The organism is Pseudomonas monachiensis, assembly GCF_047345015.1.
In the GTDB taxonomy this organism is placed as follows: Bacteria; Pseudomonadota; Gammaproteobacteria; order Pseudomonadales; family Pseudomonadaceae; genus Aquipseudomonas; species Aquipseudomonas monachiensis.
In genome coordinates this window covers 2,347,116-2,367,424 of sequence record NZ_CP178857.1, presented here as the reverse complement: position 1 = coordinate 2,367,424, position 20,309 = coordinate 2,347,116, and the positions used below count along the sequence as shown (strand labels likewise).

The 20,309-nt window shown below is 60.9% G+C and carries 18 protein-coding genes; 4 read left to right on the top strand and 14 right to left on the bottom strand.

The features are described 5' to 3' along the window. Window positions 1-76: 76 nt before the first annotated feature. Both ACMDB8_RS10755 and ACMDB8_RS10750 read right to left on the bottom strand, forming a co-directional pair. Window positions 77-1,165, bottom strand: coding sequence for a polyamine ABC transporter substrate-binding protein (locus ACMDB8_RS10755; protein WP_056723050.1), 1,089 nt, complete (start codon window positions 1,163-1,165; stop codon window positions 77-79). 54 nt (window positions 1,166-1,219) lie between these two features. Beyond that, window positions 1,220-2,521 carry an NAD(P)/FAD-dependent oxidoreductase gene (locus tag ACMDB8_RS10750; RefSeq protein WP_409079309.1) on the bottom strand — a complete coding sequence of 434 codons (1,302 nt, stop codon included), beginning with the start codon at window positions 2,519-2,521 and terminating at the stop codon, window positions 1,220-1,222. Window positions 2,522-2,681: 160 nt separating this feature from the next. Here ACMDB8_RS10750 and ACMDB8_RS10745 point away from each other — a divergent pair, with 160 nt between their 5' ends. Then, window positions 2,682-3,581 (top strand): LysR substrate-binding domain-containing protein, encoded by a 900-nt coding sequence (locus tag ACMDB8_RS10745; RefSeq protein WP_056723054.1) that lies wholly within the window; start codon window positions 2,682-2,684, stop codon window positions 3,579-3,581. Between the two features lie 121 nt (window positions 3,582-3,702). Here the strand turns inward: ACMDB8_RS10745 and ACMDB8_RS10740 are convergent, their stop codons facing one another. Genes ACMDB8_RS10740 through ACMDB8_RS10730 form a run of 3 tightly spaced genes read right to left on the bottom strand, consistent with a single transcriptional unit; the run spans window position 3,703 to window position 6,676 of the window. Beyond that, window positions 3,703-5,211 (bottom strand): tripartite tricarboxylate transporter permease, encoded by a 1,509-nt coding sequence (locus ACMDB8_RS10740; protein WP_056723056.1) that lies wholly within the window; start codon window positions 5,209-5,211, stop codon window positions 3,703-3,705. A gap of 15 nt (window positions 5,212-5,226) precedes the next feature. Further along, complete coding sequence (locus ACMDB8_RS10735; protein ID WP_223542273.1) at window positions 5,227-5,709, bottom strand: tripartite tricarboxylate transporter TctB family protein; 483 nt, start codon at window positions 5,707-5,709, stop codon at window positions 5,227-5,229. 1 nt (window position 5,710) lies between these two features. Further along, window positions 5,711-6,676 (bottom strand): Bug family tripartite tricarboxylate transporter substrate binding protein, encoded by a 966-nt coding sequence (locus ACMDB8_RS10730; protein WP_409079549.1) that lies wholly within the window; start codon window positions 6,674-6,676, stop codon window positions 5,711-5,713. A gap of 312 nt (window positions 6,677-6,988) precedes the next feature. On the opposite strand from ACMDB8_RS10730, the gene ACMDB8_RS10725 reads away from it, so the two are divergent. Continuing rightward, entirely contained in the window at window positions 6,989-9,400 is a 2,412-nt protein-coding gene (locus tag ACMDB8_RS10725; RefSeq protein ID WP_409079427.1) for a DUF3772 domain-containing protein, read from the top strand. A 105-nt stretch (window positions 9,401-9,505) separates the two neighbouring features. Here the strand turns inward: ACMDB8_RS10725 and ACMDB8_RS10720 are convergent, their stop codons facing one another. The 4 genes from ACMDB8_RS10720 to feaR (ACMDB8_RS10705) form a co-directional block, all read right to left on the bottom strand. Further along, a complete protein-coding gene (locus ACMDB8_RS10720) occupies window positions 9,506-10,996 on the bottom strand; it encodes an aldehyde dehydrogenase family protein (protein WP_409079426.1) in 1,491 nt (496 codons plus the stop codon). Window positions 10,997-11,044: 48 nt separating this feature from the next. Continuing rightward, window positions 11,045-11,434 carry a c-type cytochrome gene (locus ACMDB8_RS10715; RefSeq protein ID WP_056723067.1) on the bottom strand — a complete coding sequence of 130 codons (390 nt, stop codon included), beginning with the start codon at window positions 11,432-11,434 and terminating at the stop codon, window positions 11,045-11,047. A gap of 328 nt (window positions 11,435-11,762) precedes the next feature. Further along, the gene (locus ACMDB8_RS10710; RefSeq protein WP_223542451.1) at window positions 11,763-12,095 is read right to left on the bottom strand and encodes a hypothetical protein; all 333 of its coding nucleotides are present in this window, start codon (window positions 12,093-12,095) and stop codon (window positions 11,763-11,765) included. A gap of 454 nt (window positions 12,096-12,549) precedes the next feature. Then, entirely contained in the window at window positions 12,550-13,458 is a 909-nt protein-coding gene (gene feaR, locus ACMDB8_RS10705) for a transcriptional regulator FeaR (protein ID WP_056723069.1), read from the bottom strand. Window positions 13,459-13,739: 281 nt separating this feature from the next. Here feaR (ACMDB8_RS10705) and ACMDB8_RS10700 point away from each other — a divergent pair, with 281 nt between their 5' ends. Then, window positions 13,740-15,062 (top strand): hypothetical protein, encoded by a 1,323-nt coding sequence (locus ACMDB8_RS10700; RefSeq protein ID WP_409079425.1) that lies wholly within the window; start codon window positions 13,740-13,742, stop codon window positions 15,060-15,062. 239 nt (window positions 15,063-15,301) lie between these two features. On the opposite strand, the gene ACMDB8_RS10695 is transcribed toward ACMDB8_RS10700, so the two are convergent. Both ACMDB8_RS10695 and hpaC read right to left on the bottom strand, forming a co-directional pair. Next, window positions 15,302-15,598 carry a DUF6124 family protein gene (locus ACMDB8_RS10695; RefSeq protein WP_056723073.1) on the bottom strand — a complete coding sequence of 99 codons (297 nt, stop codon included), beginning with the start codon at window positions 15,596-15,598 and terminating at the stop codon, window positions 15,302-15,304. A gap of 237 nt (window positions 15,599-15,835) precedes the next feature. After that, window positions 15,836-16,345, bottom strand: coding sequence for a 4-hydroxyphenylacetate 3-monooxygenase, reductase component (gene hpaC, locus ACMDB8_RS10690; protein WP_056723075.1), 510 nt, complete (start codon window positions 16,343-16,345; stop codon window positions 15,836-15,838). Window positions 16,346-16,604: 259 nt separating this feature from the next. On the opposite strand from hpaC, the gene ACMDB8_RS10685 reads away from it, so the two are divergent. Then, window positions 16,605-17,234 (top strand): response regulator transcription factor, encoded by a 630-nt coding sequence (locus ACMDB8_RS10685; RefSeq protein WP_053161157.1) that lies wholly within the window; start codon window positions 16,605-16,607, stop codon window positions 17,232-17,234. Between the two features lie 152 nt (window positions 17,235-17,386). On the opposite strand, the gene feaR (ACMDB8_RS10680) is transcribed toward ACMDB8_RS10685, so the two are convergent. The 3 genes from feaR (ACMDB8_RS10680) to ACMDB8_RS10670 all read right to left on the bottom strand — a co-directional run bounded on the left by feaR (ACMDB8_RS10680) (window position 17,387) and on the right by ACMDB8_RS10670 (window position 20,307). Beyond that, window positions 17,387-18,307 carry a transcriptional regulator FeaR gene (feaR, locus tag ACMDB8_RS10680; protein WP_409079424.1) on the bottom strand — a complete coding sequence of 307 codons (921 nt, stop codon included), beginning with the start codon at window positions 18,305-18,307 and terminating at the stop codon, window positions 17,387-17,389. Between the two features lie 152 nt (window positions 18,308-18,459). Then, a complete protein-coding gene (locus ACMDB8_RS10675; RefSeq protein ID WP_056723078.1) occupies window positions 18,460-19,410 on the bottom strand; it encodes a PDR/VanB family oxidoreductase in 951 nt (316 codons plus the stop codon). Between the two features lie 156 nt (window positions 19,411-19,566). Then, on the bottom strand, window positions 19,567-20,307 hold the full coding sequence (locus ACMDB8_RS10670; RefSeq protein WP_409079423.1) for an SDR family NAD(P)-dependent oxidoreductase: 741 nt from the start codon (window positions 20,305-20,307) through the stop codon (window positions 19,567-19,569). Window positions 20,308-20,309: the final 2 nt, after the last annotated feature.

Sequence of the window (20,309 nt, the reverse complement as noted above, 5' to 3'; positions counted from 1 at the left end):
AGTAACCGTGGCGAGGGAGCTTGCTCCCTCGCCACAGGTGCAGTGTCACATCTGATTGACCGGAATCACCAATCGGTCAGGTATTGGTTTTCAGCTTGGTCCACAACCGCGTGCTCAACCGTGCAATGGCCGCGGGCAAGTCCTCGACGGTAAACAGCTTGTCCATCACGCTCTTGGGCGGATAGATCGCCAGGTCCTGCTTCACCGCCGGGTCGACGAAGGCATCCGCCGCACTGTTGGGGTTGGCGTAGTGGATGCTGTTGCTGATGTTGGCAATCACCTTCGGCTCCAGCAGGTAGTTCATGTAGGCGTAGCCGTTCTTCTCGTGTGGCGCGCTCTTGGGCATGACCACCATGTCCAGCCACAAGGTGGAACCCTCGTCCGGGATCGAGTAGGCAATGTCGATCCCGTTTTTCGCCTCCCTGGCACTCGCGGCGGCCTGCACGATGTCGCCGTTGAAACCGATCACCGCGCAGACGTTGCCGTTGGCCAGGTCGCTGATGTACTTGGACGCGTGGAAATACTGGACGTAAGGCCGGATTTTCAGCAGCGCCTGCTCGGCTTTCTTGTAGTCGGCCGGCTCATGGCTGTGGGGTGGCAGGCCCAGGTAATTGAGGGTGATCGGCAGGATCTGCGTCGGGTTGTCAATGATCGCCACCCCACACTCGCTGAGCTTCTTGATGTTGTTTTCGTCGAAGAACAGGCTCCAGGACCGGGTGACGTCGGTATTGCCGAAGATCGCCTTGATCTTCTCGACATTGTAGCCGATGCCCGCCGTGCCCCACATGTAGGGGTAGCCGTACTGGTTGCCCGGATCGTTGACCTCAAGCTTTTTCATCAGCGCCGGGTCGAGGTTTTTCCAGTTGGGCAACTGGCTCCTGTCGAGTTTCTGGATGGCCCCGGCCTTGATCAGGCGTGACAGGAAGTGGTTCGACGGGCTGACCACGTCATACCCGGTGTTGCCGGTCATCAGCTTCGATTCCAGCACTTCGTTGCTGTCGTGGATGTCGTAGGTCGCCTTGATCCCGGTGTCCCGGGTGAAATTGGCCAGGGTGTCATCGGCGATGTAGCCGTTCCAGTTGGAAATGTTTACGGTTTCGTCGGCATGGGTGACAGCGGAAAACGTCGAAATCAGGGCCACAAGGGAAAGCGTATTGACGCGCATGTTGAATCACCTTCGATGGGAAGTGCTTTTGTTCTTGTTGTGAAACGGGTGTTTTCAGATTTCGCTTCTGGCCCGGACCGCTTCCACGCGCATACGCAGCATGGCACCGATGTCGAGCAAGGGTTTGGGCGGCAGCCAGCCGGGTTGTGCCCGTTGCATGACCGACCGCATCAGCGGCGACTCACGACCCGAGGCCAGCTCCGCCAGCAAGCGGCCCCACAGCGTGCCCCGCGCCACGCCGGAACCATTGCACCCGGCCACGGCAAACACGCCCTCCTCGACTTTGCCGAAATACGGTTGCCCGGAACGCGAAGCGCTGAGATGTCCGGTCCAGGTGTATTCGATGTCCTGCTCGCCGAGCATCGGGAAACGTCGTTGCAACCCCAGCACATGGTGCTGGCGGCGAGTCGACAATTCGCTCAATGACAAATCCCTCGAGCGGTACTCCGCGGTGTTGCGGATCATCACCCGGCGATCCGGGGTCAGGCGCACCGTCGCCCCGAGCGGACGGGTCGACAGCACGCCCCAGGACGCTGGCGCACCCAGGGTTTGAAACTCTAGATCGCTGAGGGGGCGCGTGAGGCTGGCACTGAGTTCCATCGCGAATGTGCCACTGTCCTCGATGCCTGCGCGGGGGATAAAGGCGTTAAGGCAGACCAATACCTGTTTGGCCTCGACACAGCCTTTTTGGCCCCTGGCGCGAATCCGGCCGTTACCCAGGCGCTCAAGGCCTGTGATATCGGTGTTCTCGTAGACCGTCACTTTCGGCGGCAGGGCATCGAGCAAGCCCCTCACGTACTTCGCAGGTTGCAGCAGCGCATTGCCGTTGCCGCACCAGATCGCGGCGCGGTAGTGCCGGCTGCCGAGTTTCTCGAGCAACGACTCGCCTTGCAGAAACTGCGCACTGGCGCCCACGGCACGCAGGGTCTGCAGCTTGACCTCGACCTGGGTCAGTTTGCGTGGATCGCTGACGGCGAAGAAATAGCCCGACTCCCTGAAGTCGCATTCGATGCCATGGCGGGCTATCTGCTTACGGACCTCGTCGGCAGCCGCGCGGCCGATGGACGTATCTACCTGATACCCGGCGAATCCGTCACTGCCCACCAACTCGCCAGCGGCAGGATGCTCATGGGCCACCACAAAACCGGAATTGCGCGCCGATGCCCCCTGCGCAGCCCGCTGCCGGTCCACGACCACGATGCGTGCCTGGGGGTGCATTTGCGCCAGGGCGTGCGCGGCACTGAGGCCGGTGATGCCGGCACCGATTACCAGCCAGTCGGCCTGCTGCGTGCCTTTGAGCGGCTCGCGCAGGGGTGAACTCCCCGCTTGCGCAATCCAGCCACAGATATTTTCCATGCGTCACCTCGTTTTCTTGTTCTGCGAACCGTCTCGATCCAAAGCACTGCATGCAGGATTTGCATAAATGGTTTTCGAGGACGGCGGCGATGACTAGAATCTAAAGGCTCAAAACCCGGGCAACCAACGTTATTAAATCATCGAGGCATTCTGAAAACGCATGGACAAGATTCGCCACGTGCCCTCACTGCAGGGCTTGCAAGCCCTGGTCGAGGTCGCCGGGTCGGGCAGCTTCACCCAGGCGGCGCAAAAGCTCTGCCTGACCCAAAGCGCCGTGAGCCGACAGATCCAGCAACTGGAGGGCCACTTTGGCGTGGCGCTGTTTGTCAGGAGCAGCCGCAGCCTTCAGCTGACCGCCGAGGGCGAACAGGTACTGGCCAGCGCCCGCAGCATCCTCGAACAGTTGCGCACCCTCGAAGACCGGCTCGCGCCGCAAAAGCGCCCGTTCCGCATTCGCATGCACGTGTCACTGGCGGTGCGCTGGTTGTTGCCCAGGTTGAACGAGTTCTACCGGCATCACCCGGACGTATCCCTGGCAATCGAAACCGTGGCCACTGAAGTGGTCGAGCCGGCCAGTGACAGCGACGCCTACATTCTCTATCTGCCCGAGCCGGCCACAGCGCCCGATTGCCTGACCCTGTTCGAAGAAGCGTTGGTGCCCGTATGTGCACCAGGGCTGGGCACCACCGATCGGCCATTGGCTTCGCTGGAGGATCTGTCGGGGTTCGCGTTGCTGCACCGTTCCTCCGATCAACATGACTGGCAGGTCTGGCTGTCAGCCCATGGCGGCAAGGCGCTGCATGACTATCGGCACATCCCCTTCAATCTCGACGAACTGGCGCTCGATGCCGCCGCCCGGGGCCTTGGCGTGGCGATGACCGACATGACCCTGGCGGGCGAGTCGATTCAACGGGGAGAACTGGTGATTCCGTTTGGTGAGCCGTTGAAGACCCGGGGGATTTACTCGTTGTGCCTGCAACCATCGGCGGCATCGCATCCAGCCTGCGCACCCGTCATGCAATGGTTCACCGCGCAAACCACAACGCAGTCCGCCAAGTAGGCCCCAGAACCTGTGGGAGCGAGCTTGCTCGCGATGAGGGCGTGACAGTCGACATCACAGGTGTCTGACACTCCGCCATCGCGAGCAAGCTCGCTCCCACAGGGGTTGCGCATCGCAGGACTCAATCATCCTCATGCAACTTGATGCCGCGTTTATGCAGCACATGGGGCACCACCAGCACCAGCAGCGTCAGGGCGAGGAAGAACGCCGAGATCGGTTGCGTGAGGAACACCGTCCAGTCGCCCTCGCTGATGGACAAGGCGTTACGCAATTGTTTCTCCGCCATCGGCCCCAGCAGCATGCCGACGATCACCGGGGCGACGGGGAAGTCGAAACGGCGCATCAGCACCCCGCCCCAGCCAATGGCCAACATCAGGATCAGGTCGAAGGAGGAGTGGCGCATGCCATACACGCCAATGGTGGCGAAGACCAGGATGCCGGCGTTCAGGTACGGCCGGGGGATTTGCAGCAGTTTGACCCACAGCCCCACCAGCGGCAGGTTCAACACCAGCAGGATCACGTTGCCAATGTACAGCGAGGCCACCAGCGTCCAGACCAGTTCCGCGGAGGTTTCGAACAGCATCGGCCCCGGTTGCAGGTTGTAGTTCTGGAATGCCGCCAGCAGAATCGCCGCGGTGGCGGACGTCGGGATGCCCAGGGTCAGCAACGGCACCAGAGACCCGGTCGCGCTGGCGTTGTTGGCCGCTTCCGGGCCGGCCACGCCTTCGATGGCGCCTTCGCCCTTGTTGGCGGAAAACTCCTTGGGGTACTTACTGAGTTTGCGTTCGGCGGAATAGGACAGGAAGGTCGGAATCTCGGCGCCACCGGCCGGAATCGAGCCAAACGGAAAACCGATCAGCGTGCCCCGAAGCCACGCAGGCACCGAGCGTTTCCAGTCGGCGCGGGTCATCCACAACGAGGTCAGGCGATGCCGGCCTTCGTTTGATTCCTTTTGATAGAGCAGGCTGTACAAGGCCTCGCCCACCGCGAACAAACCGACCGCCACCAGCACTACTTCGATGCCGTCCACCAGTTCGGGAACACCCAATGTGTAGCGGGCAATGCCCGAGGTCGAGTCCAGGCCGATCAAACCGATGGTCAGCCCGACGCCCAGTGAGGCAAACCCGCGCAGCATGGAAGCGCCGAGCACCGCCGACACGGTGGTGAACGACAGCACCAGGATCGCGAAATACTCGGTCGGGCCGAAGTTCAGGGCCAGCCTGGCCACAATGGGCGCAAACAGCGTCAGCAAAATCGTGGCGATGGTGCCGGCGACGAACGAGCCGATCGCCGCCGTTGCCAGCGCGGGACCGGCCCGGCCGTTGCGCGCCATCAGGTTGCCTTCCAGGGCCGTGACCATGGAAGACGATTCGCCGGGTGTGTTGAGCAGGATCGAGGTGGTGGAACCACCGAACTGCGCGCCGTAATAGATACCGGCGAACATGATCAGCGCGCCGGTAGGATCGACCTTGGCGGTGATCGGCAACAGCAGGGCCACCGTCAGCGCCGGACCGATCCCCGGCAACACGCCGATGGCAGTGCCGAGCAGGCAGCCGATGAACCCCCACATCAGATTGATCGGCGTCAGCGCCGAGGAAAAACCCATCGCCAGGCTTGAAAGAATGTCCACGGTGTCGAGCTCCTTTCAAAGCCAGATGTTGATCAGCGACGGCAGGGAAACCCCCAGCCCGGCGTTGAACAGCCAGTAGATCGGCAGGGTCAAGGCAATGCCGATGGCCAGGTCCCGCAGGGGATGACGGCTGCCGAACCCCCGCGCCGAACAGGCGAACAGCAACCCGGCTGCCAGCACAAACCCGATCAGGTTGATCAGCAGCGCCACCCCGACAAGCCCCGCCGTCACCCAGGCCGCACCGGCTTTTCCACCGGGCACCGTGGCGGCGTCATTATCCAGCTCGCGAAAACCGCCACTGACCGCCTGATACCCCAGCAGCAGTCCCACTGCACCGAGAAACGCCGCCACGACATAGGGATAGACGTACGCCGGGAGGATCACGAAGCCCATTTCCGGCGGAAACCGATAGGCGCCGATCGCCAATACGACGCTGATGGCGATCAGGCCGATGCCGACCGCCAATTGCGTCGGTACCACTGCGCGCTGTGTGGCCATCTCAAAGCAGCCCGACCTTGACCAGCATGGCGCGCAACCGCACGTGTTCTTCCTCGACGAATTTGCCGAAGTCATCGCCAGTCAGCACGCTGGGCGTCCAGGCATTGGCCTGGATATTGTCCTGCCAGACCTTGCTGTTGGTGGCGGCCACGACCGCGTCTATCACCTCTTTACGCTGCTGCGGGGTAAGGCCCGCTGCACCATAAACGCCGCGCCAGTTGCCGATCGTCACGTCATAGCCGCTTTCCTTGAGGGTCGGTGCATCAATGCCGGGAACCCGCTCCGGCGCGCCGATGGCCAGGACACGAAACTGACCAGTCTTGATGTATTGGCCCAGCTCGGCATAACCGCCGGTGATCACCTTGAGCTGGCCGCCCAGCGCCTGGGCAACCACCTCGCCACCACCGCCAAAGGCCACGTAGTTGACCTTGTTGACCGGCACGTCCAGCTTGCCGGCCAGCTCGGCAATGCCAATGTGATCCACCGAGCCCTTGGAGCCGCCGCCCCAGGTGATGCTCGTTGGACTGGCCTTGAAGGCCTTGATCAGATCATCGAGGGTCTTGTATTCAGACTCCTTGCGCACGGCGATCACGTTGTACTCGGTGAACAGCCGGGCAATGGGCGTCACATCCTTCAGGCTGATCTGCGGTTTGTTCTGTTCGATGCCCGCGACCATGATCGCGCCGACCACCAGCAATGCGTTCGGGTCACCCTTGGTGCTGTTGGCAAATTGCGCCAGTCCCAGGGTCCCGCCCGCCCCACCCTTGTTCTCGAAAGTCACGGCCTTGGCCGTATTGGCCTCGACCATGGCCTTGCCCAGCACCCGGGCGGTCTGGTCGTAACCACCGCCCACGGAACCCGGGGCCATGAATTTCACGGTATCCAGCGCAAAGGCTGGTGCGACAAGCACGGCAGCGGTCAAGCCGGCGGCCATGCAGCGACTGAAACGACGGATCAAGGCGGACATGGGTATCTCCTGATTGCATTGTTTTTATAGGTGCCGCTTGCCCATCGAGGTGCACGATGAGCAGGGGCCTGCAAACAAGCTTAGGCCATGGTTCCGTGGGTTGATCTGTTTTGCTCAAACCACCCGCCAACGGCGCCGCAACCCGCTGAGGGATCGCCTCGCTAACCTGAACGCTGTCAGGCCAGCCACCGGCTACATGAGTCACACCCAGGCAAAAACCAGCCGGGGCCCTTCCGACAAAACAATGCTCTAGGGTGCGTGTCTTGACCTAACCTCATTGGCTAAGTGACTAACAACCCGTCGAGCTCGCCGATGCGCAATGTCTTGAAGTCAATGATTCACGTCGCCTTCGCGGTTCTGGCGGCAAGCCCGGGATGGCTGTTGGCGGGGGACATGGCCGACGCCCCGACTCCTGCACTTGCCCCCGCTCCCGCTCCCGCCCCCGCGGCCCCGATCATCAGCATCTCCGACGGCGAATTGCTGGGGGTGCAGAACCAGCTCAACAGCCTCAAGCAGCAGGTTTCCCAGGCCAGCAATTACACCCAATTGGAAAGCTCACAGGACCAGGTACAAGTACTGATTCAGGAGATTGAACGCCTGTCTACATCGCTGCTGCCTGGACAGGCGCAATTGCAGGCGCAACTCAACGTGCTGGGGCCAGTGCCGCTTGACGAGAACGCACAGGTGACGTCTGCCATCACCACCCAACGAGATGCCCTCGGCGAGCAAAAGGACAAGATCGACAGCCAACTCAAAACCCTGGCCGCGCTAAAAATAAGTGCCGCCGAACTGATCACCCAGATTGCCAGTATCCGGCGCAGCCTGCTGGAAGCGGAAGTGACCCAGCAAACCAGCAGCATCCTGAACCCGGGTTTCTGGTCGCCATTGTTCGCTCTGCCGATCGAGGACCGTCAGCGGTTCAGCGCCCTCATCGAGCAACTCGAGGCCACGCACCGGGCCGCCTGGCAACCCGGACAACGCGGGATCACGGCCGCCCTGCTGTTGCTGGCCCTGGTCATATGGACCGTGGGGCGAAACCTCGCCGGCCGGGGCCTGGCGTGGCTGTGCTTTCATCGAATGCCTGCAGGCCGGTTGCGGCGCAGCTCCCTTGCGCTGGCGTCGGTGATCGCGACGCTACTGACCGCCGGCATCGCCCTGCAATTGCTGCACTTTGCCGGGACCCGGCAACTGCCCTACACCCCCCTGCTGGCCGACCTGGCGCAATACCTGGAAAAGCTGGCCTATACCTGCGTGCTGATCACCGGATTGAGCCGCGCGTTGTTATCCACCAAACATCCTTCATGGCGCCTGCCCGATATTGCCGACCCGGTGGCTCTGGCGATGGAGCCTTATCCGCGGTTGCTGGCCAGCCTGCTGCTGGTGCTGGTGACCCTGGTGCAGATGAGCAATGTCACCGGCATGAGCGCCGAAGTGGTGTTGTTCGGTCGGGGCATCGTGGCACTGGTCGCGGCACTGGTGATCGGTGCGCTGCTGTTGCGCGTCAGCAAGACACGCAGAGACCTGATCGTTGCCGGAGAAGCCCCCGAAGGCGTCACCACCTTCGCCGGTCTGATTTACACCTTCACCGGCGCGGCCGTGGTGGTGTCCCTGTTCGCCCTGCTGATCGGCTATGTGACGATGGCCCGGTTCATCACCTATGAACTGGTCTGGATATTCATCATCTTCGCCGGTTTCTACCTGCTGACACAGGTCTACCAGGACACCTGCGACTACCTTTTCTCGCCCCGGCAAGCCTCCGGCAAGGCGATCAAGCAGCTGTTGGGCATCGGCAATCCGCGCCTGGAGCAGATCTGCACCGTCATGTCCGGGGCTGGCCGCGCCATCCTGATGCTGATCGGCGTCATTGCCCTGTTCGTCGGCGGCGTGGGGACGACGCTCGGGCAACTGGTCACCGGCACCGTGGCCATTCTCGGTGGTGAGGGGCTGCGCAAGCTGAACATCGTCCCGGACAACCTGCTCAATGCCGTCCTCGCCCTGGTGATCGGCATCTACCTGATTCGCGCCTTCCGACGCTGGCTGGATAACGAGTTCCTGCCAAAAACCGAGATGGACCCGGGCATGTGCGCCTCGCTCAGCACCCTGTTTGCCAACATCGGTTACGCATCCGTGGTGCTACTCACACTGTCGTCGCTGGGGGTCAAGTGGACCAACCTGGCCTGGATTGTCAGTGCATTGTCGGTGGGCATCGGCTTCGGTCTCCAGGAGATCGTGAAGAACTTCATCTCCGGCCTGATCCTGCTCACCGAGCGTCCGGTGAAGGTCGGCGACCTGATCAGCATCAGCGGAGTCGAAGGCGATATACGACGGATCAACGTGCGGGCCACGGAAATCCAACTGGCCGACCGTTCGATCATGATCGTGCCCAACTCCCACCTGATTTCGCAGAACCTGCGCAACGTCACCCTCGGCGGCAGCGCCCAGGGCGTGGTGATACTCGAACTGATGTTCCCGCTGGATATCGACCCGGAGCTGGTGCAAAACCTGCTGATGGACACCTACACCGAGCATGAATCCATTCTGGATAAACCCGCGCCGTTTTTGCGTTTCAGTCAGCTGAAGCCTGAAGGCATCACCTTGACCATCACCGGTTATGTCGGCAGCCCACGCACGGTCGGCGCGATCAAAAGCGAGCTGCTGTTTGAAATACTCAAGCGGCTGGGGGCCGCCGGGATTGAACTGGCGAAATCGCCACCTGGCGCGTAACACCAATCCGTAGGAGCTGCCGAAGGCTGCGATCTTTTGATCTGATTTTTAAACCAGGATCAACAGATCGCAGCCTCGTGGCACTCGACAGCTCCTACAGGTATATCAATGGGCGATACACACCGACTTGAGCTCGGTGTAAGCCTCGATCACCGCACGCCCGAACTCACGGCCCATGCCCGATTGCTTGACGCCACCGAACGGCATCGCCGGGTCGAGCAGCACGTGGGCGTTGACCCACACGGTGCCGGCCTCGATGCGCGGCACCAGGTTCATGGCTTTGCCCAGGTCGTTGGTCCACAGGCTGGCGGCCAGGCCGTAGCGGTTGTCGTTGGCCAGTTCGATCACGGCGTCTTCGTCGTCGAACGGCATCACGCCCAATACCGGGCCGAACACTTCTTCACGGGCCACGGCCATGCTGTGGTCGATGTCCGCCAGGATGGTCGGCTGCACGAAGAAGCCGTCGCCTTCCAGCAACTCGCCGCCAGTCACCACCCGCGCACCTTGCTGGCGGGCCAGTTCGATGTGTTTGAGCACGCTTTGTTGTTGCTTGCGCGACACCAGCGGGTTGATGGCCGCGTCGCAATTCATGCCGGCGCCAATCGGCATCGAGGAGACGGCGGCGGCCAGGGCTTCGACGAATGGGTCGTGGATCGAGCGGTGCACGTAGAAGCGCGAGGCCGCCGCGCAGACCTGGCCGTTGTTCAGCAAGCCGCCGAGGATCGCACCCTGCACGGCTTTTTCGATGTCGGCATCGGCGAGCACGATCATCGGGTTCTTGCCGCCCAGTTCCAGGGAGAAGCGCGTCATGTTTTCCATGCACGCCACGCCGACGCTCTTGCCCACGGCGGTGGAACCGGTGAACGACACTTTGCTCACCAACGGATGCGCGGTCAGCACGCCGCCAACGGAGGCGCCGCCACCGGTGACCACGTTGAATACGCCGGCCGGGATGCCGGCTTCCATAGCCAGTTCAGCCAGGCGCATGGCGGTCAGCGGGGTTTCCATGGCCGGCTTGATGATCACCGTGCAACCGGTGGCCAGGGCTGGCATCAGTTTCCAGGCGGCGATCAGCAGCGGGAAGTTCCACGGCACGATACCGACCACAACACCGACCGGCTCGCGCTTGGTGAACGCGGTGAACTTGGCGCCCGGTGGCAGCGGGATCGACACATCGAAAGTCTGGCCTTCGATCTTGGTCGCCCAGCCGGACATGTAGCGCATGAATTCCACGGTGGCGTTGAGGTCCAGCGCGCGGGCCATGTTGATCGACTTGCCCTGGCTCAGGGTTTCCAGCTGGGCCAGTTCTTCGGCGTGTTCTTCGACCAGGCGGGTGAAGTTCAGCAGGATGCGTTCACGGTCCGCCGGGCGCAGGCTCGACCACACACCGGACTTGAACGCCTTGTGGGACGACTGCACGGCGCGCTCGACGAGTTCCAGCGGCGCATCCAGGGTTTCACACAGGGTTTGCCCGGTGGCCGGGTTGACCACGGCGATGCTGTCACCCTCGGCAAGCACCCACTGGCCATCGATGAAGCAGCCGTGGCGACGTGCAAGGAATGCAGCAACCTGGGGCAGGATTTCAACGTTGCTCATAATTCACCTTTCATTCAGACGAGTTGTTCAGGCGCCAATCCGGCCTGATCAGTGTTGTTCTTTGAGGAAGCACGCGACCGCCTGGCGGTCGTCGGCGGAAGCCAGGCCCATATAGGGCATGTAGGTACCCGGCACGAAGGCCTGGGGCTGGGTGATCAATTGCGTGATGTTCTCGGCCAGCCAGTCGACGTCTTTGTCGCGCATCGCCTGGGAGTAGCTGAAACCCGCCAGCGAGCCGGACTTGCGCCCATACACACCGAACAGGTTCGGCCCCATCATGCCGGTCGTGCCCTTGGTCACCGCGTGGCAGACGCTGCACTCGGTGGCAAACACTTCGCCGCCACGGCGCGTGTCCGGGGCACACTCAGCGGCGGACACCGTCTGGACCAGGGTGAAGGACAGCAAACCGATCAGGGGCACACGCAGCGAAGTGAACATAGGAAAACGACCTTGAAAATCCATGCGCCCGCCGGCAGGCGAACGCCAACACTAAAAATGCCGAGGCAACGGTGCTTCGGCAGGTTGGTAGGGATTGTCGGCGGTCGTCGGCACGCAGGTTTTGCCCTGCGTGCCAGTTGTGTTGGCGGTTGTGCCAGATTGCGCGGGAGCTGCCGCAGGCTGCGATCTCTTGATCTTCATGCTCTCGATATCGTCGACAGCAAGATCAAAAGATCGCAGCCTGCGGCAGCTCCTACCGGAAGGTGCACTCAATTTATGCAGTGCAGATTTGCGAGACCAACACTTGTACTAGCCAATCAGGTGATGACTACTTGAGCTTTTTCAACTCTAAAAGCTCGTAATCCGCTTCCGGATTCAAGCCATACTCTGACAACACCTCATCAAATTCTGCCTTTGAAACATTCTTGTAGTTTTTTAGTTTGGCCAGAGCCACCGCTAAAGATGGTGAACGCATTATCGACCTGCCGCTCTTCGAAACCTCCACACTACTGGAGTCAAAATAAAGTATTTCGTAGCTTTGTATATTTAACATCATGAAGTCTCTTTGCAGGGTCAGGTATAGCATTCCTGCCACACCCACCGTCACATCCTCTGCCACTTTGTGCCCCAAGGCCTTCGGCAATACGCGGAGATGAGCCATATTCAAGCTCATCGTCAAAACAAGGAACGTCCCAAAAATTTTCGCATTTCATTTTTGATTACTCGCTATTAGAGAGAACGCCACCAAAATCAAGTGACGCATTTGCTTTTAATAACTTTCAAAACAGAGCGCAAGAAACGATTTCTTTTACACGTAGGAGATTTCACTCAATATAAAAGGAGGGTTCGCACAGGACATTCGGAATATTTTTTTGCTTATCAACATCGTAAAAGCATCATTATATCGATAAGTTTTTATAAGCTTTTAAAAACAAAATAAACGTTAACCACAAAGCGAACGATGCTGGCGTCGGCCTTCTGTAGGTCGGAGTAGGAAATTTCTTTCTTTTTCCAAAGTATCTTTTTTGAATTTGCATTTTAGCTTTTTAAAAAGGCGACGGACGGCAACCTTGCTGATCGGTTGCCATTGCGTGACGGGATCCTGACCGGACCACTCAATTCGTATACCGCTTCCGATACTCACCCGGCGAAACGCCAAACCGCGCCTTGAACGCCGTAGAGAAATAGCTCGAATCGTTAAAGCCCCACTCATAGCCCAGTGCACACAGCTTGCCCTCGCCCCGGGCATGGCGCAGTTGTTCGGCGCAAAGGTCGAGGCGACGGTTTTTCACGTATTGCGCCACCACCAAGCCGTGTCGGGAAAACAGCCGGTACAGGCCGCGCACGGAGACGCCCACCTGGGTCGCCAGCCATTCGGGGCACAGCGCCTCGTCACCAATGTGCTCATCGATAACGCGCAAGGCCTTGCGGAAGGTGCGCACCTGGGGTGAGTCGTCCAACTCGCTCGCCCCCATCGCCGGACGCAGCAGGCTGATCACCGCGTCCAGCGTCGCTTCGCTTTCTGTGTGACTGAGGCCTTGTTCCGTTGAACCGAGGATCAGGCGCTGGGCCAGCCCCGCCATCGGCGCCGACGCCTGAATGCGTTGCGCGGGTTTGACCGTGGTGAAGCGCAGTTGCTGCTCTACTCGCTCCCTGGGCAGTATCAATGACAACTGACGGGCGTTGTTGCGGTAGACAAAGTTGCTTGGGCGCGTGGAGTCGATCAGCGTGATATCCCCCGGCAACAGAGTGATGCAACTGCCCTGCTGCTCCATCACGGCTTCGCCGGCCAGCTGGAACGCCGCGTAATAATGCGAGTCTTCGCCCTGATCGATCTCATGCTGCGTGCGGAACAGTCGGGCCTGGGCCACGTCGACAAAACTCATCTTGAGCTCACCGCTGCGGTACTCATCGATCGAGCCCGCAAACTGCGTCCCCAACACATTGGCACCAAAGCGCCCGCACACCTGATTGACCTTGTCGAGCCATTGATCAAAGCGCTCGACCTGTTGTGCATTGCTCATCGCAGCCTCATCCATTGCATTAGTCGCTGCGAGGCGTCCTGCACTTTTCGTTCCTGTCGCTGGCCACCGCGAAATACCGCGGCGGCCATGCCCATCCGTGCGCGATTACTGCGCAGCGCCTGTTTTCGCGCACCAGGAACCGGCGTCGTGGCAACGCGCCATGCAATCTGGCATGCACAACCAACTAATTGGCAAACAGGGAAAAGGGCAAACAATGGCCGCGTCTTAGTATCCGGACAGACCGCAAACCTGCGCTCAAGAACAAGAACGGATGCCACACCATGCTCAAGTCCCCCTTGCTTCGTCTCTCGACGCTCGCGCTGATGATCAGTGCCGGCAATGCCGGTGCCTATGAACTCTACGCCGACGACGACAGCCATCTGAACGCTACCCTCGAAGCCGTGTTCGGCATTTTCCACAGCCAGGAAAACTACGCCCTGTCCGGTCGCCTGAGTGAAGGTAGCTCGTCGTGGCGCGAGGGCTACATCAAATACGGCTTGAGCTTCGATCAAGGCCTGGGCGGTGTGGGCACCGCGTACGGCGCGGGGAACATGCTCAGTTCCGGCACCTGGGGCGATGGCGATGCCGCAGGCTTCTCCGATGGCTCGGAACGCACCACCAAGTTCGAAGACGCCTACCTCGGCTGGCGCTCGGCCGATCTGTTCGGCGCGCTGGGCAGTGACGGTGTCGACCTGTCCTTCGGCCGACAGAACATTGTGGTCGGCGACGGCTTCCTGATCGACGGCGACGCGCTGAACATGGGCAAGGGCCTGGCCGACGGCGAATTCAACCGTGGCGGTGCCTACTACCTGGCGGCGCGCAAGGCCTTCGACGAAACCGCTGTATTGCGTCTGGGTGGCAAGGAAGGCTGGCGCAGCGACCTGATGTGGCTCAAATCCGACAACCGCGCCCAGGCCAAGACCGAAATGTACGTCGGCACCCTGGAGCACGTGGCCGAGGCCGGCACGGTCGGCCTGACCTTCATCAAGACCACCGATATCGATGAACAGTACGCCTCGCCGATCCAGCTCGAACGCGACGGCATGAAGACCTACAGCCTGCGTGCGGCGGGCAACGCCGGGGTGAAAGACCTGTTCCTGTCCGGTGAATACGCCAAGCAGGACAAACCAAACACCTCCAGCGAAGACGCCTGGTACCTGGAAGCCGGCTGGACCTTCTCCGACGCAGTCTGGACACCGAGCGCCAGCTACCGCTACAGCCGCTTCTCGGAAGGCTACGACACCCTGTTCTACGGTTTCAGCCGTGGCTACGGCACCTGGTTCCAGGGTGAAGTAGCGGGCAACTACGCCGGGCCGTTCAACAGCAACTCGCGCATCCAGAACGTCACGATGAAGGTCTCGCCGCTGGAGAACCTCAACATCGGCGCAATGTACTTCAACTACGACACCATCGACCGCAACCTGGGCAACACCGATGGCCACGAAGTCGACCTGTACGCCGAATGGCACGTCAACGACCACCTGACCGTGATGCCACTGGTGGGCATCTACCAGCCGGACAAGAGCGCCGAAGACGGTGGTACCCAACTGGGTAACAACGACAAGAACGTCTACGCCCAGGTGGTGTTCGCCACCGGTTTCTGATTTCGGCCGAGGGGAACTTTCGTATCTGAGATTTGCAGTGCCTGATACACCGCCTTCGCGGGCAAGCCCGCTCCCACATTTGGATTTCTGCTGCACACAAAATCCGTGTACACCGCAGATCCCCTGTGGGAGCGGGCTTGCTCGCGAAGAGGCCATCACATCCAACATCTCCACTGACTGACACTCCGCAATCGTCGGAACGCCGCCCGGAGCAAGCTCGCTCCCACAGTGTTTAGTGGTTAGCCGGGCCGATCGACCTGATCCAAAGCCCGATTCACCGCCAACTCCCCCAGCATGATCACTTGCGCGATGCCCAGCAGGGTGTTGCGGTGCGTGCCTTCCAGGAATCCCGCCAGGTCATTGGCCATGACGTTCGCCGAGGCCAGCGATTCGCAGGCGTGGGCCAGCAGGGTTTCGGTGTCGATGTCGGGGTTGATGGTGAACAGCGTGGAGGGTTTGTGCGGGGTGGCCATGATGTGCAGGGCCGGGTTGGGACAAGCGTCGTTGTCCGATGGATCAGGGGTAACCTTCAACATCCTTCGGTCTCCAGGGCGCACAAGCCGGCGGATTCTGGCGTACCTGTAGGCAACGACGCAAGGCGCTGTAGCTTGCAGGAAGTGACGCCTACAGCTGTTAAACAACCCACCAATACACACCCAATCCGTAGGAGCTGCCGAAGGCTGCGATCTTTTGATCTTGCTTTTCTGTTAGATCGAGAAAAGCAAGATCAAAAGATCGCAGCCTTCGGCAGCTCCTACAAAAGAAGGTCTCAATCAAGCCGCGCTGGCATGCTCAACACGATGAAACAAGCGGTTGAAATACACCAGGCTGTCACGCGGTTCGCGCACGCCCACCTTCGTCAGTTCCACGAACATCACCGAATGCGAGCCCACTTCCTTGCACTCGCTGATCCGCCCTTCAAGCTGCACCAGGGCATCGCGCAGCACCGGCACATCGGCCGCGCCGTCGTCCCACAGGTCCCAGGCAAAACGTTCGTCCATCGGCACCTTGGTCATGCCGGCGAAATGCCGGGCCAGTTCTTCCTGCTCGCCACACAGCACGTTGACGCACAGGTGGCCATTGGTGCGGAACACGTCGTGGGTGGCGCTGTTGCGGTTGACGCACACCAGCACCGTAGGTGGCGAGTCGGTCACCGAGCACACGGCGCTGGCGGTGATGCCGCAACGACCGCCGGGGCCGTTGGTGGTGATGATGTTCACCGCGGCAGGCAGCTGCGCCATGGCGTTGCGAAAGTCGATTTGCTGCTGGCTCAGGTCGGCCATGTCGATGCCCCTTCCTTCAGGAGGGCCGCGATCTTGCGGCCCGTAGGTGATGGAACAAGACTAAGGCTGCGGGCGCGGCGCAACTATTCTGACGATCCCCATGGCAGGGTTGGGTTTCCGCTAGTCGACTAGGTGGTTTCTTTATCGCAAGGGCCGGTCACAGTGGGTATTCTGCATACTGGTTCCAGAAAGATGAGCCAATGCGTGCCGCACGCTCCCGTGCGAAAACAATAATTAGAAAACTTTCGTGGCAGCCCCGATGGAAATCCGTAAACCGATTGTTTATATCGTTGACGACGACAAGGACCTGCGAACCTCACTGGCCTGGTTGCTGGAGTCGGTGAGTGTGCAGGCGCAGTGCTTTGCCGGCGCCGAAGAGTTCCTCAGCCAATACGACCCCAAGCAGCCCGCCTGCCTGGTGCTCGACGTGCGCATGCCGGAAACCAGTGGTTTCCAGCTGCAGGAAATCCTCAACCAGCGCGGCAGCACCCTGCCGACCATTTTCGTCTCGGCCCATGGCGACATTCCGATGTCGGTCACGGCGATGAAGAACGGCGCGCTGGATTTCGTCGAGAAGCCCTACAACCCGCAGCAGATGATCGACCGCATCCAGGCCGCGCTGAAGACCGCCGTGCACGCCCAGGCCGATCAGCAGCAGCGTCAGAACCTGCAAGGCAAGTTGGCACTGTTGACCAGCCGTGAGCGGGAAGTGTTGATGCTGGTGATCGATGGCAAGGCGAGCAAGGTGATCGCCCGGGAGCTGAACATCAGCGTGAAGACCGTTGATGTGCACCGTACCAAGATCAAGGAGAAGATGGGCGTGAGCAGCATCGCCATGCTGGTGCGCGAGGTGCTGCATTTGCCGGTGGATGAGCCGGTGCGGCACTGATCATTCTGTATTCGCCGTCAGGCCGCCATCGCGAGCAAGCCCGCCCCCACAGGTTGGTCCCGGTCGTACACAGATTTTGTGTTCACCGCAGACCTACTGTGGGAGCGGGCTTGCTCGCGAAGGGGCCGGCACATTCAACATCAATGGCGGATTCAGATCTGGCTATACCGCTTGCGATAAGCCCCTGGTGACACGCCAAAGCGCGATTTGAAGGCCGACGAAAAGTAGCTCGAATCCGAAAACCCCCACGCATAACACAACGCCGACAGCTTCTGTTCGACATCGGCGCGGCGCAGGTTTTCGGCGCAGAAGTCCAGGCGGCGGTGCTTGATGTATTGCGCCACCACCAGGCCGCGCTTGGAGAACATCCGGTACAGGCCGCGCACGGAAATCCCGACTTCACGGGCAATCAGCTCGGGGCACAGTTCTTCGTCGCTCAGGTGCGCGTCGATGAAGGCGATGATCTTGCGAAATTGCCGCTCATGGGCGTCCGCACCGCAGTCGCGGGCGCTGATGCCCGGCAGCAACAGGCTGGCCAGGGCATCGAGCACGGCTTCGCTTTCCTGCATCTCCAGCCCGTCCTGCTGGCGGGTGTCCAGCACCAGCTTGCTGGCCATCGCCGCCAGGGGGCTGCCGGCCGCGATGCGCGTGGCGCAGTTGACGGCATTGAAGTGCGAACCGCGCTCGACCACCTGGCGCGGCAAAATCAGCGACAGCTGTCGGCAATCGTAGTTGTAGATCATGTCGCTCGGACGGCTGGCGTCGATCAGGGCGATGTCGCCACAGCCCAGTTGCGCGCGGTTGTCGCCCTGCTCCAGTTGCGAGCTGCCACGCAGCTGGAACACCGCGTAGTAGTGGCCGTCGCTGCTGGTGCTGACGTCCTTGCTGGTGCGGTACAAATGCACGTGCGCCATGTCGACCACACTCAGGTTGATCGCGCCGCTGCGAAATTCTGTCAGTTCGCCATAGAAATCGGAGTCCAGCGCCCGGGCATCGAAACGCCCACAGGCCTGGTTCACCTGGCTCAACCAACTTTCGAACGCCTCGTTGCGCACCGTCGATGCTGTAATCATGTCCGCAAAGCCTCACGTTTTTGTTGTTATTTTTCGACCGCTTCATCGAGCGGTTCGTCAAAACGGTAATTTCTGTAGCCATCTCCTCCTTCGACGGCAGCCGGGCGCCCATTCAACAGACTCCGGCCCAAGCTTTCCAGTGAACTTTCGGTTTAAAGGTCCAGTACCAGACGAGCGGAAAGTGCCCGTGATACACAGGCACAGATCTGCTTGTTGGAGGCCTTTTCCTTGTTCGACAGGCAGTTGTCGCGGTGCTCCGGCAAGCCGTCCAGCACCTCGACGATGCAGGTACCGCAGATGCCTTCGCGGCACTCGGTGTCGATGTCGCAACCATGGGCCTGCAACACGTCGACCAGGCTGGCATTGGCCGGCACTTGCAGCACCACGCCGGAACTGGCCAGTTCCACTTCGAAGGTGCCCGCCGGGGCGCTGTTGGCGGCCGGGTCTGCGGCGAAGTGTTCCAGGTGAATGGCATCGTCCGAGCGACTGCGGGACGCCACTTCCACCACTTTGTTCATGAAAGGCGCCGGGCCGCAGGTGTAGACGTGGGCCGCAGCATTGGCGCGGTTCAGGCATTCGCTCAATGCGCCGTCCAGATCCGCAGGTTCAACGCCGTAGTGGAACTCCACGTTATCAGCGAAATTCGTCGCCAACAGTTCGGTAAACGCCGCGTACTGCGCCGAACGAGCGAAGTAATGCAGACGATACGGCTGGCCGCTTTCCGCCAGTTTGTAGGCCATGCTCAGCAGCGGCGTGACGCCGATACCGGCGGCGAACAGCACGTGTTCGCTGGCCGTTTCATCGAGGCGAAACAGGTTGCGCGGCGCACCCATTTCCAGCTCCATGCCCTCTTCCACTTGCTCGTGCAACGCCAGTGAACCGCCGCGCGACTGCGCTTCTTTCTTCACCGCCACCAGATACGCACGGCGATCCTGTGGCGGGCTGCACAGCGAATACTGGCGGGTCACCCCGGTCGGCCCGGTCAGGTCGACGTGGGCACCCGGTTCATAGGTGTCGAGCGGCTGGCCGTCACTGCGCACGAGGCGAAAGGAACGGATATCCAGCGCTTCGTCGACGATCCTTTCGATCTTCACCTTCATCATTGCATCACCTGAATACTGTTGTTTGTGTTAAACACGCTTGCTACCCCTGTAGGAGCTGCCGAAGGCTGCGATCTTTTAGAAGCAAGATCAAAAGATCGCAGCCTTCGGCAGCTCCTACGGGTTCATTTGTCCGGCCAAGAAATCCATGGCCAGCGCTCAGCGCATGAACAAGCCGCCGTTGACGTCCAGGCACGCGCCAGTCACGGAGGTCGCGTTATCGGCGATCAGCAGTAACACGCTGTCGGCGATGAACTCGGGATTACCGAGGGTGCCGGCCGGGATCATTTTCAGGATCTGTTCCAGTCGCTCCGGGGCCACGGTCTCGCGCACCACGGGCAAGTCCAGCGGGCCTGGCGAGATGCTGTTGACCGTCACACCCTGGGGCGCCAGCTCGCGGGCGAAGACCTTGGTCAGGGTCGCCACGCCGCCCTTGGCCGCCGCGTAATGCGCGCCGGTGGCGGTGCCGCCGTTCTGTCCGGCCAGGGACGCGATGTTGACGATGCGCCCGAAGCCGCGCTCGGCGAAGTGCGCGCCGAACACCTGGCAGGCAACAAAGGTGCCGCGCAGGTTGATCGCCATCGACTCGTCGAACTCTTCCGGCGTGATGTCCATCAGCGCCGCGACTTTCGACACGCCGGCGTTGTTCACCAGAATGTCGGTGCCGCCCCACTGCTCAGTGAGCAGGTCGCGAGCACGCTGGAAGTCGGCTTTGCTGCGCACATCCAGCTTGATTGCCACGGCAGTAACGCCGCTGCCATCCAGCTCGGCAGCCAGTTGCTGCACGCCATCAAGACGCACATCGGCCAGGCCGACGCGATAACCCGCCGCGTGCAGACGGCGGGCGATACACTCGCCCAGTCCGCGCGAGGCACCCGTTACAAGGGCTACTCGACTCATGA